The organism is Gilvibacter sp. SZ-19, assembly GCF_002163875.1.
Taxonomy (GTDB): Bacteria; Bacteroidota; Bacteroidia; order Flavobacteriales; family Flavobacteriaceae; genus Gilvibacter.
In genome coordinates this window covers 701515-721132 of sequence record NZ_CP019333.1, presented here as the reverse complement: position 1 = coordinate 721132, position 19618 = coordinate 701515, and the positions used below count along the sequence as shown (strand labels likewise).

The window sequence follows — 19618 nt, the reverse complement described above, 5'->3', positions numbered from 1 at the left end:
TGTAAGGTGTTATTTTTACAGGGCAACTAAATTAATTATCTTATCTGTAATAAATCAAATTTATTATTGTTAATTTGATGTCCTTTCTAAAATTTTCCTAATGAAAACGCAACTATCGCGGCAAAATATTGCACTTCTCACATTTCTGCTAATAGTCTTAACTCTAGGGAGTTGTAAGTCTGACCAAGAACAAAAAACTGCTGAAAACCAGACCGAAAATAGCTCCGAAAACGTTGTCGAAAAATCTAAGGATCCTTTCTTTAAATTATCCTTGGCGCAATGGTCCATTCACAGAATGATCCGAGAAGAAGGCATGGATCCTTTTGACTTTGCGGCCTATGCCAAAGACAACGGTTTTACCGGGTTGGAATATGTGAGTCAATTGTACAATTCGGCTATGGAAGAATACGACAGTAAGGACGAAGCAATAAAGGCTATAACGCAACGACTCAAAGAAGAAAGCGAAGCGGCCGGAATGGAGAATTTGATCATCATGATAGATGGCGAAGGCGATCTGTCGGTCAATGACGAAGCTGCCCGTAACTTAGCGGTAGAAAACCACAAGCGTTGGGTCGATGCAGCGGCAGAGTTGGGTTGTCATTCTATTAGAATCAATCTCTTCGGATCTTTGGATGATAAGGAGTGGAAAGCAAACAGCATAGACGGAATGTCTAAATTAGGTGCTTATGCCAAGACCAAAGGTGTGAACGTTCTGGTTGAGAACCATGGCTGGCAGTCTTCTAATGCACCTCTTTTAATGGAAGTGATCAATGCTGTTGGAATGGACAATTGCGGAACCCTGCCGGATTTTGGAAACTTCTGTGTCAAGAGAAAAGACGGAGCCAAGTGGGGCGAGTGTGAAGAAGAATACCCAGATATTTACCAAGGGGTTCAACTCATGATGCCTGCTGCCAAGGCAGTGAGTGCCAAATCTTATGACTTTGACCAAGACGGCTACGAGACAACCATAGACTACGCCAGAATGCTTCAAGTAGTAAAGGATGCCGGTTATACCGGTTATATCGGCGTGGAATACGAGGGTAATAATCTCTCTGAACAAGAAGGGATAGAGGCCACGCGCGATCTGCTGATCAGCTTGGGTAGCAAAATGAACTAACAACCATACTAACTAAATAAACACAATGAAAAAATCCACCTATTTTCAACTCTCCTTCATGATGTTTCTAGAATTCTTCATTTGGGGAGGTTGGTTCGTGACCATGGGGATCTATTTGACAAACACCCTGGGTTCTGATGGAGGAGAAACGGCTATGGCCTATTCTACTCAAAGCTGGGGGGCGATCATCGCACCTTTTATCATAGGACTTATTGCAGACCGATACTTTAACGCAGAACGCATATTGGGTGTGTTGCACTTGGTTGGTGCTGTGCTGATGTATCAACTGGCCAATGCCGAGAGTTTTGACGCTTTCTATCCTTATGTTTTGGGTTATATGATAGCCTATATGCCAACGCTGGCCTTGGTAAATTCGGTGAGTTTTAATCAGCTCTCGGATCCGTCCAAACAGTTTCCGCGAATTCGTGTATGGGGAACCGTAGGCTGGATCATCGCTGGGATTTGCATCAGCCGAATTTTCTTGTGGGATTCCGAATCAGGGATCGCCGACGGCTTGTTGCGCAACACCTTTTTAATGTGTGCTATTGCCAGTGCTGTTTTGGGTGTGTTCAGTTTCACACTTCCAAAAACACCACCGAGCTCTACAGAACGCGCAAGTATCTCAACTATTTTAGGCTTAGATGCGTTAAAACTTTTAAAGGACAGAAACTTCTTGATCTTTTTTATCGCTTCTGTTTTGATCTGTATTCCGTTGGCCTTTTACTACCAGCACGCCGGGCATTTCTTGGGTGAGGTAGGGGTAGATAAACCGGCAGAGAAGATGGCCATTGGGCAATTCTCAGAAGTGTTCTTTATGCTGCTATTGCCTTTCTTTTTTATGCGCTACGGATTTAAAAAGACCATCCTTGTCGGCATGTTAGCCTGGACGGTTCGCTATTTGCTATTTGCTTATGGAGACCCGGATGGCATGTATTTTATGTTGCTGATAGGAATCGCGCTGCACGGTATCTGTTATGACTTCTTCTTTGTGTCAGGACAGATCTATACAGACAGTAAGGCAGGCGAAAAATACAAGAGTGCCGCACAAGGGCTCATTACCCTAGCTACTTACGGAGTCGGTATGTTGATCGGATTCTGGATAGCCGGTAAGACCACCGATGCATTTGCCATTTCAGAGACCGAACATACTTGGAATCAGATTTGGTTGTATCCTGCAGCATTTGCCGCAGTAGTATTTGTATTGTTTGCACTCCTGTTTAAAAACGAGAAAGTAGAATACCAACAATAATTATGGCTCAAAAAATAAAGTGGGGCGTACTTGGTGGTGGAGGTGATTCCCTTATTGGGGTTTTACACCGCGTGGCTGCCAGTATGTTCGATGCATATGCGCTTACCGGAGCGGTTTTTAATCCGGAACTACAAAAGAGTATAGACTTTGCTAATGAACTCGGCATGCCAACAGATCGCATTTATGCAGATCTGGATGCTTTTATTGCTGGGGAGTTGGCTATACCTGAGGCCGATAGGATCCAGGTTGTCTCGGTGCTAACACCTAACTTCTTGCACTTTCCTATGGCCAAGCAACTCTTAGAGAACGGGTTTCATGTGATCTGCGAAAAGCCCATGACCATGAGTTATGCAGAAGCTTTGGAGCTACAAGCCGTACAAGCTGCCAGCGGGAAGCAATTTGCCTTGACACATACCTATACCGGCTACCCGATGATTCGCCAAATGAAGCAGATGATCGCTCAGGGAGTCATTGGTAAGATCCAAAAGGTAGATGTTCAGTATTACCAAGGTTGGATCAACCCGATCATACATGATCCGAAGCTCCGAAAAACCACTTGGCGTTTGGATCCTGATAAATCTGGTATTTCCTGTTGTATGGGCGATATTGGTGTACACGCCTACCAAATGTTAGAATTTGTCTCAGGCTTAAAAGTAAAGTCCATACTTGCGGATCTGAATCATCTATACGAGGATAACCAAATGGATATAGACGGCACTGTACTCTTGCGTCTCGGTAAGAATGTCAAAGGTGTGCTTAGGGCCAGTCAGATAGCAACAGCAGAAGAGAATAACTTTACTGTGGCCATTTATGGTGATAAAGGCTCGCTAAAGTGGGGTCAAGAGAATCCCAATTACGTGTATTGGCTAGAAGACGGTCAACCCATGCGTACCTTAAAACCAGGTCACGATTATAACGATCCGCTTTCACTATCAGGAACCAAATTACCTCCAGGGCATCCAGAAGGAATCTTCGATGCCATGGGTAATATTTACAAGGGTATGGCCAAGGCTGTTCGCGGCGAAGATTATAACCCCGCCGAGTTTCCTGGAATGGAAGATGGGGTTCGTGGTATGTACTTTATAGAGCAAGCCGTTGCTTCACATAAGCAAGGGAATGTTTGGATCGATTTAAACGCATAAACTCATGAAGACAATAAAAGGACCTGCGGTTTTTCTCGCACAGTTCATGGACGATAAAGCCCCTTTCAATTCCTTAGATGGACTCTGCGGATGGGCACGAGATCTCGGATACAAGGGGATACAGATCCCAACTTGGGAAACGCGCTTGATAGACCTTAAGTTAGCAGGAGAAAGTAAAACCTACTGCGATGAACTTAAAGGCAAGATAGCAGACTACGGTCTGGAGATCACCGAACTTTCAACCCACTTGCAAGGGCAATTGGTTGCTGTACATCCGGCTTACGATTTAATGTTCGACAATTTTGCTCCGGACGACTGCAAGAACAATCCTGCCAAGCGTACCGAATGGGCGCGCCAACAGTTGCTTTCTGCAGCCAGAGCGAGTAAGCATTTAGGATTAAAGGCGCATGCTACTTTTAGTGGCGCTTTGATGTGGCATATGTGGCATCCGTGGCCGCAGCTTCCCACCGGATTAGTAGAGATGGGCTTTAAAGAATTAGCCGCTCGCTGGCTACCACTTTTAGATGAATTCAAAGACAACGGAGTTGCCGTTTGTTATGAGATTCATCCGGGAGAGGACCTGCACGACGGGGTGACCTTTGAGCGTTTCCTGGAAGCGACTGGCAAGCATGAGGCGGTGAATATTTTGTACGATCCTTCGCATTTTGTTTTACAGCAGCTCGATTACCTTACCTACATAGACCACTACCACGAGTTTATCAAGGCCTTCCACGTTAAGGATTCTGAATTCAAGCCTACAGGTAAAAAAGGAGCCTACGGCGGATACGGCGATTGGAAAGACCGTGCAGGACGATATCGTTCTTTGGGTGATGGGCAGATCGACTACAAAACTGTCTTTAGCAAACTAACCGAATACGGCTGCGATGTTTGGGCAGTGATGGAATGGGAGTGTGTAATAAAAAGCCCAGAACAAGGAGCGCGCGAAGGCGCTAAGTTCATTGCCGATCACATCATCGAGGCTACCACAAAACGCTTTGACGATTTTGCTGGAGCAGCCATCGACGAAGAAAAACTAAAGAAGATTTTAGGACTATAAAACCACCCTTATGAAACATATTTATCAATTAAGTTTAGGTCTTGTTTGCTGTGGATTTTTAATTGCCTGCAACCAGAATGCAGAAGCGCAAACCGAGGCCGATCCGCAGAAAGAAGAAACCACTGAAGAGGTTGCCCAGGAGCCTACAGATCCTAAAGAAACGGAACAGTGGGAACCTGTGCCGGCAGAGATCGATCCGGTGGGTAACAACGGAGTGCCGTCTGATGCCATTGTACTTTTTGACGGAACCAACCTAGATGCCTGGGAATCGGCTAAGGACGGCTCCGCAGCACAATGGATCATCAATGGAGATGGCAGTATGACCGTAAAAGATAAGACCGGAGATATTCAGACCAAACAGTCTTTTGGCAGTGTACAATTGCACATAGAATGGCGTTCTAATCCAGATAATAAGGCAGACGGGCAAGCCCGCTCTAACAGTGGAGTGTTCTTGCAAAACCGCTACGAGGTCCAGGTGTTAGACAACAACGATAACCCGACCTACGTAAATGGGCAAGCAGGATCTATTTACAAGCAATCTCCTCCGTTGGTAAAAGCTGCTGTGCCTACCGGAGAATGGAATACCTACGACATAATCTATCACGCACCAGAATTTGACGAAGCAGGTAATAAAACCAAATCTGCGACTATTACCGTGCTGCATAACGGAGTGTTGATCCAAGATCATTTTGAGATCCTTGGGACTAGCGAATACATTGGCTGGCCTAAGAACGAAGCACACGGAAAGGCACCGATAAAGCTGCAAGATCACCAAGATATGAGTGGCGTTAGTTACCGCAACATTTGGGTGCGGGAGCTGGATTAGTTCTGTATAAAAACAACAATTGCAAAGCCTAAAATTTTCAAAAATTTTGGGCTTTTTTTGGATTTGTCAATTTTGTGTCGCAATATTTGTGCTCATAAAGTTCAAACACTTATTGAAATGTTATCAAGAAAGGTGGAGGGATTAGACCCTGTGAAGCCTTAGCAACCCTTTGTCTCTTCGTACAAAGAAGGTGCTAAATTCTACCGGATGTTCCGGATAGATAACTCAAGACCCAGTTCCCGACTTAGGAATGGGGTTCAATTTCTTTATAACATTTTTCTGTAAGTACGCTTTTTTAAAGCGCATTTGACTTTTGAATTAATTCAGTTTAACTCAAAAAGAAAGAAAAATGAGTACCTCAAAATTTGCGACCGCAGCCTTGCATGCCGGTCATGACACAACCAATCACGGCGGAACCAGAGCCGTGCCTATTTATCAATCTACCAGTTACGTTTTTGACAACAGTGACCATGCAGCCAACTTGTTCAATTTGAGTGAGACCGGTTACATCTACACCCGAATCAATAACCCAACCTGCGATATACTAGAACAGCGACTCGCTGCTCTAGAAGGTGGAATTGCTGCGGTGACCACTGCCTCAGGCACTGCGGCCATTGCCACCACTTTACAAACGCTTTTACGTGCTGGTGACCACATTGTTGCTTCCAACAGCCTTTACGGGGGGACTTTCAATTTGCTGAACGTTACCTTACCGCGCTTAGGGATCACCACAACCTTTGTAGACCCTGCTGAACCCGATAGTTTCACCGCTGCGGTTCAAGAAAATACCCGAGCTATCTTTATAGAATCCTTGGGGAATCCAAAGTTGGATGTTCTAGACATCGAACAGATAGCAGCCCAAGCTAAAGCAGCTAAAGTTCCACTAATTGTAGACAATACCGTAGCGACGCCTTATCTTTTAAACCCTATTGCCCACGGAGCGAACATTGTAATCCACTCGCTTACCAAATACATCAACGGCAACGGGACCGCTTTAGGTGGCGTTGTGGTAGATGCCGGTACCTTTGATTGGACCAATGGTAAGTTCCCAGAGTTTACAGAACCCTCTCCCGGATATCACGGTTTGGTTTATGCAGAAGTGCTTAAAGAGGCTTCCTTTATTGCCAAGCTTCGCATTGAAGGACTTCGCGATTTCGGCGCAGCCTTGAGCCCGTTCAACGCCTTCCAGATCTTACAAGGACTGGAGACCTTGGAGATTCGAATCAAGAAGCATTCGTCCAATGCTTTAGCGCTTGCCAAATGGCTACAAGGTCAAGAAGAAGTTGCTTGGGTGAACTATCCTGGTTTGCAAGAGAGCGATTATTATCCACTCGCCCAAAAGTACCTGCCGGAAGGTCAAAGCGGTATAGTGACCTTTGGGTTAAAGGGCGGATATGAAGCTGCTAAAAAGGCAGTAGACGCGACTCAAATATTCTCTTTACTCGCCAATATTGGAGATACCAAGTCTTTGATCATCCATCCGGCCAGCACAACGCATCAACAACTTTCTGAAGCCGAGCAGCAATCCACAGGGGTAACCCAAGATCTGATCCGCCTCTCCGTTGGCTTGGAAAATGTGGACGATCTGATAGGCGACCTGCAACAGGCTTTTGCCAAGGTACAAAGCCCACAGCCTGTTGCTACAAACTAATTGTGTTTGGATTATTAGTGTTTAATGTTAGCTAAGCTCCGGCGGTAAAAAGCTGTCGGAGCTTTACTAAAGCGTGATGAAAGATTTACAGAAAATTTCTATAAAACGGCATGTTGCGGCAGTGGATGCGCCTTTTGATTTTGTCAGTTACCAACTTTTTGGCCCGGCGCTGCACACAGCACCTGTTGTACTTGTATTACACGCCTTGAGTGGAAACTCTTCGGTCTGTGGTCCTCAAGGATGGTGGAACGGACTCATAGGAGACGATCAAACAATAGATACTAAGAAGTTTACTGTTCTCGCTATTAATGTGCCTGGGAACGGATATGACGGACAACTGTTGGACAATCCTTATGCCTTCCGATTAAAGAATGTTGCTTCTTGGGTATTAGCTGCGCTGGATGAGTTCGGTCTAAAGGATCTCTATGCAGTAATTGGCGGTTCCTTAGGAGGATGTTTGGCTTGGCAGCTCGTTGCCTTGCGCCCTGACTTATGCAAGCATCTCATTCCTGTTGCGGCTCATTGGAAAGCCAGCCCATGGGTAGTAGCACAAGGTATGGTCCAAGATCGGATTCTTTCCAATTCAAAGGAACCTTTGTTCGACGCCCGAGTACACGCCATGACCTTTTATCGGAACCCGAATGCGTTTGCTGTGAAATTTGGCAGTGATGACAGCCTAAAAGCTGCAGCGTCCGTTTATGATTGGTTGCATTTCCATGGGAATTCCCTAAAGGATCGCTTTACACTCAAGGCCTACAAATTCATGAATTGGTTGTTGACCACCCACGATTGTACGAACAATGATCGCAGTATAGAAATGGTCATGCGCGCCTTTAAAGGAGAGTTACATTTAATAGGGATTCAAGACGACCTGCTCTACAGCGAAACAGATATTGAACAAACCGCTTCACTTGCAAGAGCTTTGGGAGTGCAAGTACATCACCACCGTTTGATCTCCACACAAGGGCACGACGCTTTTCTGATCGAACAAGAACAACTCGGCAGCTTTATTGCATCGGTCTTTGCCGGGACCACCTTAAAAAATGATAGTTATGAGCTTAGTAAAAGCCCCCGATAATATTTTAATTCCTACTTCTAAGATCGATCTGGATAAGATCAGAAACAAGCAGATTCATTTGTTTATCATAGGTCACGGACAAGTTGGTGGACTACTTATAGATCAATTGATCGCCGAGCGAGAAAAGCTTAAAAGACGGCGCAGAATTGACCTCGCAGTGGTAGCCGTGGCCAATTCAAGTACTGTATTATTCGATAAAGATGGCCTTGATAAGGACTGGCGAAGTCGTAAGCAGGAGCAAGGCGAGTCCTATACAATTCCACAGCTGATAGAAAGAGCACATCGACATGGACTATACAATACCATAATGGTAGATAATACGGCAAGCCCAAGCTTTGTGTTGAACTATTTGCCTTTTATAGAAGCTGGATTCTCTTTGGTCTCGAGTAATAAAGTAGCCAATACTTTGGGCATGGAATTCTATGAAAATTTGCGAGAAAGGCTAGCCAAAAGGCAACAGGATTATTTATATGAGACCAATGTAGGTGCGGGGTTACCACTAATAGATACAATTAAACTACTGCATCTTTCTGGTGAGAACATTACCCAGATCCGAGGTGTTTTCTCGGGTTCCTTGAGTTATATTTTCAATCGTTTCAGCGCAGAGCAAATTGCTTTTCACAAAGTATTAGAGGCCGCTATTGCCAAAGGCTATACCGAACCAGATCCGCGTGAAGATCTATGTGGGAACGATGTGGCCCGGAAGCTTTTGATTTTGGCTAGAGAGCTCGCCTTACATTGCGAGTTTGACGAAGTAGCCGTAGAAAACCTGATCCCGGAACCCTTAAGAGGACTACCTACCACTGCCTTTCTAGATGATCTTCCTGCTTTGGATGCTCATTTTGAAAGTGTTCGCGCTTGCTGTGATAAAGATGAGGTGTTGCGCTATGTCGCCACCTTAGACGGAGACCTTGCTGACGATTTTGGTGCACAAATGTTTGTCCGGTTAGAGGCGGTGCCTAAGAATAGTATGCTCGGTCAGTTACAAGGAAGTGATTCTATATTCGAGATATATACAGAGAGTTATGGGTCTAATCCGATAGTGATTCAAGGAGCAGGGGCGGGGCCACAGGTAACCGCACGCGGAGTCTTTGGCGATATTTTGCGCATTAGCGAAAGAGTTTCTGCTTAACTTTGCGGTTTTACAACAACTATGAAAATGCAAGTACGCCTTCAGCGCAAAAACGACGAATATCTATTTCACGGTACAGGAAAAACAGGAGTGGCAATTCCTATTGACAATACCTCAGAAGCCAACGCCACGGGAGCAAGTCCTATGGAATTATTACTAATGGGCATTGGAGCCTGTAGCGCTATTGATGTGGTTGCAATACTCAAGAAACAACGCCAACGCATTGAGGATTATTCCATGGAGGTGAATGGTACGCGTCACGAGGTTGAAGGCGCTAAGCCCTTTAAAGCTGTGGAAGTGATCATAAAACTCGAAGGTGAGATAGATCCGGCCAAGGCTTTGCGCGCCGCAGACTTGAGCTTCACCAAATACTGTTCGGTCTCTTTGACCTTTGAGCCTCAGGTCCCGGTGACCTACAGTGTAATGGTCAATGGGCAATTAATTCAAGAATAAAAATTACCTTTGAGAGTAGATCATGCTCTCTAGGAAAACCAAATACGGATTAAAAGCCCTTGCTTTTTTGGCTAAGTGGCAGGACGACAGTCCTGTACAGATCTCTGTGATCTCCGAATCCGAGAATATCTCCCAGAAATTCTTAGAAAGTATTTTGCTCACCCTACGCAAGGCGGGATTTTTGAGTTCCAAAAAGGGGAAAGGCGGCGGATATTATTTACTTAAAGATGCCAGTGAGATTCGTATTGCCAATGTTTATCGCATTTTGGAAGGACCTATTGCCATGGTCCCCTGTGTTAGCTTGAATTTTTATGAAAAATGCGACGATTGTCCAGATGAAGACGCTTGTAGTGTGCATCGTCTTATGATTCAGGTTAGAGATAATACCCTTTCCATTTTAGAAAATACAACCCTGGCCGATCTAATCACCGAAGAATAAGATTGATTTTTTTATTAAGAAAAAGCTTTTACTTTTGTAAACTCTACTAATCCGATAGGATAATTATATTTATGAGTCTTATACCTCCTGAGAAGCTGTCGCTGTTCAACAAGAATCTTTTGAATGAATCTCCAATAGAGATCATAAGATTTGTACTAGAGCTAAGTTCGAATCCAGTGCTAACAACTAGTTTTGGAAAATACTCGGAGGTTTTAATACAAGCAGTAACGGCACAGAATCCGCAGATAAAGGTCCTCTGGTGTGATACCGGATATAATACAATGCAGACCTATGAGCACAGTTCCTTGCTATGCGAGAAATATAAACTAGACCTCAGTGTTTGTATCCCTAAATATACCCGGGGGCACAGCGAGTATCTATGGGGTACACCTGGTCTGGACAATCCGAATCACCAGAAATTAACCCAGGTCCTTAAGTTAGATCCTATAGAAGCTGCTTTTAGGGCAATTCAACCAGATCTGTGGTTTACTAATATTCGCAAAGGGCAGACGGCTTTCAGAGATCAATTGGATGTTCTGAGTCTGAGTCCGCAGGGAATACTGAAAGTGAGTCCATTTTTCCATTTTTCCGACTCGCAACTCGAGGCCTATGCGCAAAGGCATGGTTTAGTTCTCAATGAGCTTTATTACGATCCTATAAAAGCATTGTCTAAAAGAGAATGCGGTATCCACTTTTCGAATTAGAACTGCTGTTGTATTTTTAGGGAGTGAAAACAATTCCATCCAAAGGACAGGTCCAAAAGGCCATGGCTACTGTTGGGCCTATGGTTCACAGAACGCCAGTATTACAATCGCGCTTGCTCAATGCCTTGAGCGAGGCCGAGCTCTATTTTAAATGCGAGAACTTTCAACGCATGGGAGCCTTTAAAATGCGCGGAGCTATTAACGCTATAGCACAGTTATCTGCCCAGCAAAGAGCTAAAGGAGTTGTCACCCATTCCTCCGGAAATTTTGCGCAAGCAGTGGCATTAGCCGCCGCAGAGTTAGGGGTGCCTGCCTATATAGTAATGCCTAGTTCGGCACCACAGGTAAAAAAGACGGCTGTAATAGGTTATGGCGGAAAGGTAACCGTCTCTGAACCTACCTTAGAGGCTCGAGAAGCAATGGCCTCAAAAATCCAAGGCGAAACAGGTGCAACCTTTTTACATCCTTCTAACGACATACCCGTAATACTTGGGCAAGGCACGGCAGCCATTGAATTGCTAGAAGATCATCCTGAATTAGAGGTGGTGCTCACTCCTGTTGGCGGTGGAGGGCTACTGGCAGGTACTGCGCTGGCTGCACATTACTACGGTAACAGTTGTAAGGTATATGCGGGAGAACCAATGGAAGCAGATGATGCCTATCGATCGCTTAGGAGCGGTAAAATTGAGACCAACGAATCCACCAATACGGTGGCCGACGGTCTGAGAACCCAATTGGGAGATAATAATTTTCCTATAATTCAGCAGTTGGTAGAAGACATTATTAGAGTAGAGGAAGACGAGATCGTTACGGCTATGCGGCTTATTTGGGAACGAATGAAGATCATAATTGAGCCCTCATGTGCTGTGCCCTTTGCTGCAGTCTTGAAGCAGCCAGAACTCTTTGCAGGGAAGCGTGTTGGTATTGTACTCTCTGGTGGGAATGTCGATCTTAACGAACTCCCTTTTTAATCTGTAAGGAATTTGGTTATTTTTAAGCCCATGAAGAACTGGCTTGCCGTCTTGATCTCTTGTTTGCCACTCGCGCTATTGGGGCAGCAAACAACGGCACAGTCTGAATTCATTGAAGCCAATTATTTCTACGGCAGTATTGTAGCGCATAACAAAGATGTTGCACACCTGATCACCGGACATCCGGAAGGAATCATATTGAGCTACAACCGACGTAGCTTTGGGCAGCAAGAATGGCAAGGCCTATACAATTATCCAGATTTTGGATTCTCCTTTATTTATCAAGACCCAAAGGAGCCTGCCCTTGGGCAGACCTATGGACTTTATGCCCATTATTCCTTTTACTTTATTAAGCGTTTGTTCCGCTTCAAGATCGGTCAGGGATTAGCTTATGCGACCAATCCGTACGATCTGGAAACCAATTTTAAGAACAATGCTTATGGTTCTCGCTTATTGAGCTCGACCTTTGTACAAACCGATTTGGTATTGCCGCGTTTGTATAAGGGCTTCGGATTGCATTTGGGAGGTTCCTTAGTGCATTATTCCAATGCGAATTTCAGAGCTCCGAACACCAGTACCAATACCTTGGCAGTACATTTGGGATTGAGCTATGACCTAGATTATACCCAGACTTTGACCTATCTGGATGAAGAGGTAGATAACAACTACACAGAACCCTGGCACTTCAATGCCGCGCTTCGTTTTGGATTGAATGAAAGTGATTATGTCGGTTTGGGGCAGCATCCGTTTTTAGTATTTTCTGCTTTTGCAGACAAACGTCTGAATCGTCGAAGTACTATTCTGGGAGGGTTTGATTTTTTCCTGTCACGATTTTTAAAGGAAGAGATTTCCTATAGAGCAATTGCATTTCCCAGAGAGGACACGCAAGGCGATGAAGATTGGAAACGAGCTGGAATCTTTTTGGGTCACGAACTGCATTTTGGAAAACTTGCGTTGCTGACCCATGTGGGTTATTACTTGTATTATCCCTATGACTTTGAAGGTCGTTTTTATCAGCGGGTTGGACTCAAACACAGCATTAATAAAAAATTATACGGATCTCTAGCACTTAAGCTCCACGGGGCCAAAGCAGAAGCACTCGCTTTTGGAATAGGGTATCGATTCAATTAAGATGAAAAAAGTAGTACTTCTAATAGTTTCTTCGCTTTTGCTCTACGGATGTAGCAGCAGTAATGCACCCGATTGTTTGCAAGTTGCGGGTGATCTGGTGAGCAAGGAATTTGAAATTACTGACTTTTCACGCATCCGCATAGAAGATGGTGTGCGTCTGGTAATTCGCGAAGCTCCTGCGTATAATGTTGTGCTAGAAAGCGGCGAGTTTTTGATCGACGATATTAGTGTTGAAAAGCAAGGTGAGCTTTTGGTCGTGAAAAACGATAACGCCTGTAATTTCTTTAGGGAATACGGATTGACCACGGTCTATGTTGAAGCTCCTAATATAATTGAGATTCGCAATAGCTCACGTTTTGAGGTGCGCAGTGATGGTGTATTGAATTATCCACAGCTTTTACTACTGAGTAATACTGCCGGCGAAGGTAGTTCTGGGAAAAAGAGTGGAGATTTCTTTTTGCAGGTCAATTCCAACACGCTACGCATAGTGGCTAACGGGATCAGTGTGTTCTACCTTTCTGGGCAAGTTCAAAGTGCATCTTTTATCTTTTCTGACGAGCAACCGCGTCTAGAAGCACGTGAACTTGTAGTCCAAAATGTACAGATCGTTCAAGTTAGTGCCAACAAGATGATAGTCAATCCGCAGCAATCCATAACCGGAGAGATACGAGGAACAGGAGATGTAATTTCTGTCAATAGACCACCAACCGTAGCGGTAGAAGAACTTTTTACGGGCAGATTACTCTTTGAAGATTAAAACCAGCGCACCTAATTTTTCGTAGATAGCATATGAACCTCCGCCCGCTCTATCAATTCTTTTTCCTCGTGTTGTGCGGTACAACTGTGGTTTGCGCTCAAGAGCAGCCAGAGCAAAAGCCTTTTTCATTGCAGTTCGACTATTTCTACGGAACCATAATGGAGCATAATCCGGACTTGAGTCATCTGATAACCGACCATCCCGAAGGATTTGTGCTGAGCTACAATAGAAAAACTTACGGTTTCAATGCGTGGGAAAGGCGTTACAACTATCCGGATTGGGGATTTACTTTTACCTATCAGAATTTTAAGAATGAATCGCTCGGTGAAAACTACGGCCTTTATGGACATTTCAATTTCTACTTTTTAAAAAGGTCACTAGTGCTGCGGATAGGCCAAGGTATAGCCTATGCGAGTAATCCCTATGACCGCAACGAGAACTTTCTCAACAACGCCTTCGGAACGCATTTGTTGAGCACTACCATGCTCAAGTTCGATTACGTTAAAGAGCGCTTTTGGAAAGGCCTAGGTTTCCAAGCCGGATTTACTGTTATTCATTATTCCAATGCTAATTTAAGAGCGCCTAACAATAGTACAAACACCTTTGCTTTTAGTGCGGGACTGAATTATCAGTTCGATTATCAGGATTTTCCCGACTATGTGCCTTTTGAAGGTAAGACCCCGTACTCTGAGCCTATTCATTTCAATCTGGTCTTGCGTGGAGGGGTGAATGAGAGTGATGTTGTTGGGCAAGGACAATTCCCTTTTTACGTAGTTTCTGCTTTTGCAGATAAGCGGATCAATCGCAAGTCTACTTTACAAGCAGGAGTGGATGTGTTTTTTGCTGAGTTTTTAAAGGAGTTGATCTATTACCGCTCCGTGGCTTTTCCAGAAGAGAACTTTAGTGGAGACGAGGACTGGAAAAGGGTGGGAATCTTTATCGGGCATGAACTGCGCTTCAATAAAGTTGCCTTTGTTTCACAGCTAGGGTATTATGTGTATTATCCTTTTGATTTCGAGGGACAATTATACAACCGATTAGGTTTAAAAAGGTACTTCGGTAAGAATGACCGTGTCTTTGCAGGCGTGACGGTCAAGGCTCATGGAGCCAAGGCCGAAGCTGTAGAATTTGCTGTAGGTATTAGATTCAATAAACTGTGATATGAGAATTTGGACTTTCTTACTTGCTGTTGTTTTACTGTCGTGTGATAGTGATAATGCTTTGGATTGTTTCCAGACCAATGGAGACCGTGTGCAGCAAGAATTCGAGGTCGAGGCCTTTAGCAAAATTCGTGTACGGGAGCGCGTAGAGCTGGTGCTCAAACAAGGCGATAGGCATTCGGTGGTCATAGAAGCAGGAGAGAATTTGATGCCTGATATAACGGCAATAGTGGAAAATGGTGAACTCATACTACGCGATGCAAATGCGTGTAATCTAACGCGCGATTACAGGCCTACCATTGCGTATGTGACGAGCCCTGATATCAAAGTGATCAGCAACCAATCTGGTCGCACTGTTAGAAGCGATGGGGTCTTGAGATACGATGAACTTATTTTAAAGGCGGAGGACTTTACCGAAAATGATAGGGTGAATGTAGACGGAGATTTTGATATGGATTTAGAAGTGGAGCAACTCCTTGTTTCTACGAATAACTTGTCTAATTTTTTTCTGAGAGGAACGGCCGATATTGCAGATTTTAGAGTCTTTAGCGGCGATTGCCGCATAGAGGCAGAAAGTCTTATCATTCAGCATGCGACGCTGTTTCATCGTGGGACGAATCAGATGTTTCTAAATCCGCAGCAATCCATAAGCGGAGAACTGAGAAGCGTTGGAGACGTGATCTGCTTAAATAGACCTGCAGTAGTTGAGGTCACGGAGTATTATACCGGCCGGCTTATTTTTCTGGATTAGTCAACTCTCTAAAGAGACTTTCTAGATTCTTATTCTTCTGATTGAGTTGTAGGATCTTTAACCCATTGTCGTGCGCAAAGTCGAATACCGCTGCTCGCATGTCTTCCTTAGTATTAAAATGAAGCAAGTACGTGAATTCGTGAATGTTCTCCACTTTAGACACCTTTGGCAAGCGATTCAAGGCCACTTCTTCTACTCGAAAGTCAAAGGCCACCTCTACAATTTGCGCTTGGTCACCTTTTAATTCACTGAGCTTGTGGTCTGCCACGATCTGCCCTTTATTGATCACGATAACTCGGTCGCAAAGCGCCTCTACTTCTTGCATGATGTGCGTAGACAAGAAAATGGTCTTAGAAGCTGCTGTTTTTCTGATCAACTCCCGGATCTCGAGAATCTGGTTCGGGTCCAAGCCCGTAGTGGGCTCATCTAAGATCAGTACCTCCGGGTCGTGGAGCAATGCCGCTGCCAAACCTACACGTTGTCGAAATCCTTTACTCAAACTACCAATGCGTTTATGAGCTTCTGGGCTTAGTCCAGTTTGTTCTATTACATCGGCGATTCGATCTTTAGCCGTTTTGTGTAATTGTGCATGTTGGCTCAGATATTCCTTGACATACATCTCTAAATACAAGGGATTGTGCTCCGGTAAATATCCTACGCTGCTGCGCACTGCCATAGGCGCAGTGCTCACGTCCTGACCGTTTACAACAGCGGTCCCAGAGCTCGGCTCTAGGTAGGTGGTCAGGATCTTCATTAAAGTGGATTTTCCCGCACCGTTGGGGCCTAAAAAACCAACGATCTCTCCTTTGGCTACTTTAAAGGATACACCGTCAAGTGCTTTTTGCGCACCGTAATTCTTGGTCAGATCTGAAACAGCTATAGACATGAATTTCTTTTGTGTAAAGCTAGGAATTATAAAAATCTCAAAAAAATTTTGCAGCATCCATCGCAATGGCTACTTTAGCACTTCAATAACTAAGAATGAACAACTTTAGTACTTTTTACAACTATTGGTTTTTTTATTTCCGAAAGGAGATCGGGAAGCCTATGTAGTTTACTAAAGTGAAACACATATAAATCCCGAGCTAGTCTCGGGATTTTTTTTTGATATGAACGAAGAAACAAAAACAGCAGTGCAACACCCGATTAACCGCCCAGATAGCAAGATCGCTATTCAAGGTGTGTTGGGTTCCAATCATCATTTGGCGGCCACGCAATGGGCCGGGCCCAATGCCAGCGTGGTTGAGTGTACCACCTTTGACGAGCTTATTGCCCGCTTGGTGGCCGATGAGGTGGATTTTGGGATCATGGCCGTTGAGAATTCCACTGCGGGATCTATTTTGCCAAACTACGCCCTGATCGACAAGAACGATCTTCATGTTTGCGGAGAACACTACTTGAACATCAGTCATAATCTATTGGCGCTACCTGGGCAGACAATTGCAGACATCAAGGAGGTACATTCCCATTATATGGCACTATTGCAGTGCAAGGATTACTTTAGTAAACATCCGCATATTAAGTTGGTAGAAGCTTCAGATACAGCGCTAGCGGCCAAGGAAATTTCAGAGAACAAGTCCCAAGCAATAGCTGCATTGGCACCTACTTTATCTGCTTCGCTTTACGGGCTAGAGGTGTTAGCCGCGGATGTGCAATCTATAGCCAAAAATGCAACGCGTTTCGTACTTGTCAGTAAAACGCGAGTAGAGGAGCCTGGGGTAGAGATCAACAAGGCATCGCTCAAGTTCGAATTAGATCACAAACGAGGTAGTTTGGCGACTGCCTTGAACGTTATGAGCGATTGTAATTTGAGTCTTACCAAGATCCAATCTTTACCTATCATAGAGACGCCTTGGCGTTATTCTTTTTTTGTCGATGTGCTCTTTGACGATCCGGCTGACTTTCAAAAAGCAGTTGCCATGTTAGAAATAATGGCCAAACATTTTAAGGTTATCGGTACCTATAACGACAAGAAGATTAGCTTATGATCACTGCAAGTCGTTTATCACAAACTCAAGAATACTACTTCTCTAGAAAACTAAGAGAAGTCCGCGAGCGCATCGCCGCCGGAAGGCCGGTCATCAACCTCGGTATCGGCTCTCCGGATTTACCTCCTGCGCCAGAAGTCACCGCGGCGCTGCAAGATGCTCTTGCGCACCCTAAAGCGCATCAATATCAATCTTACCAGGGGATCCCAGAATTGCGTGAAGCCATCGCTGGCTTTTACAAAGATCATTACAAGGTAGGTTTGAATCCGCAGACAGAAGTCTTACCCTTGATGGGTTCCAAAGAAGGTATCATGCATATCTCAATGGCCTTTTTGAATCCTGGGGATGAGGTATTGATCCCTAATCCTGGCTACCCTACTTATGCTGCAGTAGCTCGATTGGTAGAGGCCAACATAAGAATTTACGATCTAAATGCGACAGACCATTGGTTGCCAGATCTCAAAGCGCTGGCAAAGACCGATCTGTCTAAAGTAAAGATCATGTGGGTGAACTATCCGCATATGCCAACAGGAGCAACTGCAACACGAGCATTCTTTAGCGAATTGGTCGCTTTTGCCAAAGAGCATGAAATTCTGCTTGTAAATGATAATCCTTATAGTTTTATCCTCAACGATACGCCTATTTCGCTTTTAGAAGTACCGGGTGCAGCAGAAGTAGCCTTGGAACTCAATTCGCTGAGCAAGACCTTTAATATGGCCGGTTGGCGTATTGGGATGCTCTGTGGAAATGCAGATTTTATCCAGGTAGTACTGAAGGTAAAGAGCAATATGGATAGCGGTATGTTCTACGGTTTGCAAATGGGAGCTATAGCAGCCTTGGGGATGGACAAAAGCTGGTTCGATCAACTTAACGGAACCTATGCCAGACGCCGTGAGTGGGCGTGGAAGATCGCGACTGCCTTGGGCGGAGAGTTCAGTGATAATCAGCAAGGTCTTTTTGTTTGGGTTGCCTTACCAGAAGGTACAGATGCAGAAGCCCTGGCAGACCGACTCTTAGATGAAGCCGATCTGTTTCTCACTCCAGGAACCGTTTTTGGTTCCGGAGGAGCGGGTTATTTGCGGATCTCACTTTGTGTTTCACTCACAGACCTAGAAGCTGCTCACAGACGTATCACTGAAAAGAAAATAAGCGTATGAATCGGGTAGTGATAATAGGTTTGGGACTTATTGGAGGATCTTTGGCCATAGATCTAAGGCGCTTGTATCCTAAAGTACTATTACTGGGGATTGACAACAATGCAGATCATTTAGAGCAAGCACAGGATCTGGGCTTGGTCGACTCCGAAGCAACCCAAAACGACTTAGCTAAAGCAGATCTAGTGGTCTTGGCGATCCCTGTTCATGCTACGGCAAGTACTTTGAGTACTGTGTTGGATCAGGTAGGAGATCAGACTTTGGTGATCGATATGGGTTCTACCAAAGCGGTGATCTGTGAAGCGGTAGCTAAGCATCCTAAAAGAAGGAATTACTTGGCTATGCACCCAATTGCGGGTACTGAATACTCTGGCCCCAGAGCGGCTATATCTGGCTTGTTCGATGGAAAAACAAACATTATCTGCGAGGTAGAAAAGACCAGTTTGACCTTACAAGAGAAGGGCCAAGAATTGTGTCGCCAACTCGGTATGCGTATTCGTTATATGGACCCAAAAGCCCACGATAAACACTTGGCTTATGTATCGCATTTGTCTCATGTAAGCTCATTTATGTTGGGCAAAACGGTGATGGATATAGAACAGAATGAGCGCGACATCTTTGACCTGGCTGGCAGTGGTTTTGAATCTACGGTGCGTCTGGCAAAGAGTAGCCCCAATATGTGGGCGCCGATATTTTCGGTGAACCGCGAACATCTTTTAGACAGCCTGAATGCTTATATCGCCAATTTAGAAGCCTTTAAGCAATTGGTAGAAAAAAATGATGAGCCAACCATGCATAAGGAAATGACAGCAATAAATAGCATCAAACATATATTAAACGGAATCAAGAAGAATTAGA

General features: G+C 44.6%; 20 protein-coding genes and 1 riboswitch. Of the genes, 19 read left to right on the top strand and 1 reads right to left on the bottom strand.

Annotated features, from left to right (window positions below; translation table 11 throughout):
- Positions 1–100: 100 nt before the first annotated feature.
- The 16 genes from BTO09_RS03370 to BTO09_RS03295 all read left to right on the top strand — a co-directional run bounded on the left by BTO09_RS03370 (position 101) and on the right by BTO09_RS03295 (position 15618).
- Positions 101–1117: a sugar phosphate isomerase/epimerase gene (locus BTO09_RS03370; protein WP_087523322.1), complete on the top strand. Its 1017-nt coding sequence runs from the start codon at positions 101–103 to the stop codon at positions 1115–1117.
- Positions 1118–1142: 25 nt separating this feature from the next.
- Positions 1143–2366 (top strand): nucleoside permease, encoded by a 1224-nt coding sequence (locus BTO09_RS03365; protein WP_087523321.1) that lies wholly within the window; start codon positions 1143–1145, stop codon positions 2364–2366.
- A gap of 2 nt (positions 2367–2368) precedes the next feature.
- Entirely contained in the window at positions 2369–3508 is a 1140-nt protein-coding gene (locus BTO09_RS03360; protein WP_087523320.1) for a Gfo/Idh/MocA family protein, read from the top strand.
- A 4-nt stretch (positions 3509–3512) separates the two neighbouring features.
- Positions 3513–4565, top strand: a complete 1053-nt coding sequence (locus BTO09_RS03355; RefSeq protein WP_087523319.1) for a sugar phosphate isomerase/epimerase — start codon at positions 3513–3515, stop codon at positions 4563–4565.
- A 10-nt stretch (positions 4566–4575) separates the two neighbouring features.
- Positions 4576–5391 (top strand): DUF1080 domain-containing protein, encoded by an 816-nt coding sequence (locus tag BTO09_RS03350; protein ID WP_087523318.1) that lies wholly within the window; start codon positions 4576–4578, stop codon positions 5389–5391.
- 117 nt (positions 5392–5508) lie between these two features.
- Positions 5509–5618: riboswitch (SAM riboswitch) on the top strand.
- A 122-nt stretch (positions 5619–5740) separates the two neighbouring features.
- A complete protein-coding gene (locus tag BTO09_RS03345; protein ID WP_087523317.1) occupies positions 5741–7042 on the top strand; it encodes an O-acetylhomoserine aminocarboxypropyltransferase/cysteine synthase family protein in 1302 nt (433 codons plus the stop codon).
- Positions 7043–7118: 76 nt separating this feature from the next.
- Positions 7119–8120, top strand: a complete 1002-nt coding sequence (locus tag BTO09_RS03340; RefSeq protein WP_087523316.1) for an alpha/beta fold hydrolase — start codon at positions 7119–7121, stop codon at positions 8118–8120.
- Entirely contained in the window at positions 8095–9252 is a 1158-nt protein-coding gene (locus tag BTO09_RS03335; RefSeq protein ID WP_087523315.1) for an aspartate kinase, read from the top strand. The genes BTO09_RS03340 and BTO09_RS03335 overlap by 26 nt, the downstream gene beginning before the upstream one ends.
- Positions 9253–9279: 27 nt before the next feature.
- Positions 9280–9705: an OsmC family protein gene (locus BTO09_RS03330; protein WP_087525475.1), complete on the top strand. Its 426-nt coding sequence runs from the start codon at positions 9280–9282 to the stop codon at positions 9703–9705.
- A 22-nt stretch (positions 9706–9727) separates the two neighbouring features.
- Positions 9728–10144 carry an Rrf2 family transcriptional regulator gene (locus tag BTO09_RS03325; protein WP_087523314.1) on the top strand — a complete coding sequence of 139 codons (417 nt, stop codon included), beginning with the start codon at positions 9728–9730 and terminating at the stop codon, positions 10142–10144.
- A gap of 71 nt (positions 10145–10215) precedes the next feature.
- Positions 10216–10848 carry a phosphoadenosine phosphosulfate reductase family protein gene (locus BTO09_RS03320; protein WP_087523313.1) on the top strand — a complete coding sequence of 211 codons (633 nt, stop codon included), beginning with the start codon at positions 10216–10218 and terminating at the stop codon, positions 10846–10848.
- Between the two features lie 62 nt (positions 10849–10910).
- Positions 10911–11819 (top strand): pyridoxal-phosphate dependent enzyme, encoded by a 909-nt coding sequence (locus BTO09_RS03315; RefSeq protein WP_087525474.1) that lies wholly within the window; start codon positions 10911–10913, stop codon positions 11817–11819.
- A 30-nt stretch (positions 11820–11849) separates the two neighbouring features.
- Entirely contained in the window at positions 11850–12950 is a 1101-nt protein-coding gene (locus BTO09_RS03310) for an acyloxyacyl hydrolase (RefSeq protein WP_087523312.1), read from the top strand.
- Between the two features lies 1 nt (position 12951).
- Positions 12952–13707 (top strand): head GIN domain-containing protein, encoded by a 756-nt coding sequence (locus BTO09_RS03305; protein WP_087523311.1) that lies wholly within the window; start codon positions 12952–12954, stop codon positions 13705–13707.
- A 32-nt stretch (positions 13708–13739) separates the two neighbouring features.
- On the top strand, positions 13740–14867 hold the full coding sequence (locus BTO09_RS03300; RefSeq protein ID WP_087523310.1) for an acyloxyacyl hydrolase: 1128 nt from the start codon (positions 13740–13742) through the stop codon (positions 14865–14867).
- 1 nt (position 14868) lies between these two features.
- Positions 14869–15618 (top strand): head GIN domain-containing protein, encoded by a 750-nt coding sequence (locus tag BTO09_RS03295; protein WP_087523309.1) that lies wholly within the window; start codon positions 14869–14871, stop codon positions 15616–15618.
- Here BTO09_RS03295 and gldA read toward each other — a convergent pair.
- The gene (gene gldA / locus BTO09_RS03290) at positions 15602–16504 is read right to left on the bottom strand and encodes a gliding motility-associated ABC transporter ATP-binding subunit GldA (protein WP_087525473.1); all 903 of its coding nucleotides are present in this window, start codon (positions 16502–16504) and stop codon (positions 15602–15604) included. The two genes, BTO09_RS03295 and gldA, sit on opposite strands and share 17 nt — an antisense overlap.
- 223 nt (positions 16505–16727) lie before the next feature.
- Between gldA and BTO09_RS03285 the strand changes: the two genes are divergently transcribed.
- The 3 genes from BTO09_RS03285 to BTO09_RS03275 are packed head-to-tail and all read left to right on the top strand — an operon-like array spanning position 16728 to position 19617.
- Entirely contained in the window at positions 16728–17606 is an 879-nt protein-coding gene (locus tag BTO09_RS03285) for a prephenate dehydratase (RefSeq protein ID WP_087523308.1), read from the top strand.
- Positions 17603–18763 carry a pyridoxal phosphate-dependent aminotransferase gene (locus BTO09_RS03280; RefSeq protein WP_087523307.1) on the top strand — a complete coding sequence of 387 codons (1161 nt, stop codon included), beginning with the start codon at positions 17603–17605 and terminating at the stop codon, positions 18761–18763. Before BTO09_RS03285 ends, BTO09_RS03280 begins: the two co-directional genes overlap by 4 nt.
- Entirely contained in the window at positions 18760–19617 is an 858-nt protein-coding gene (locus BTO09_RS03275; RefSeq protein WP_087523306.1) for a prephenate dehydrogenase, read from the top strand. The genes BTO09_RS03280 and BTO09_RS03275 overlap by 4 nt, the downstream gene beginning before the upstream one ends.
- Position 19618: the final 1 nt, after the last annotated feature.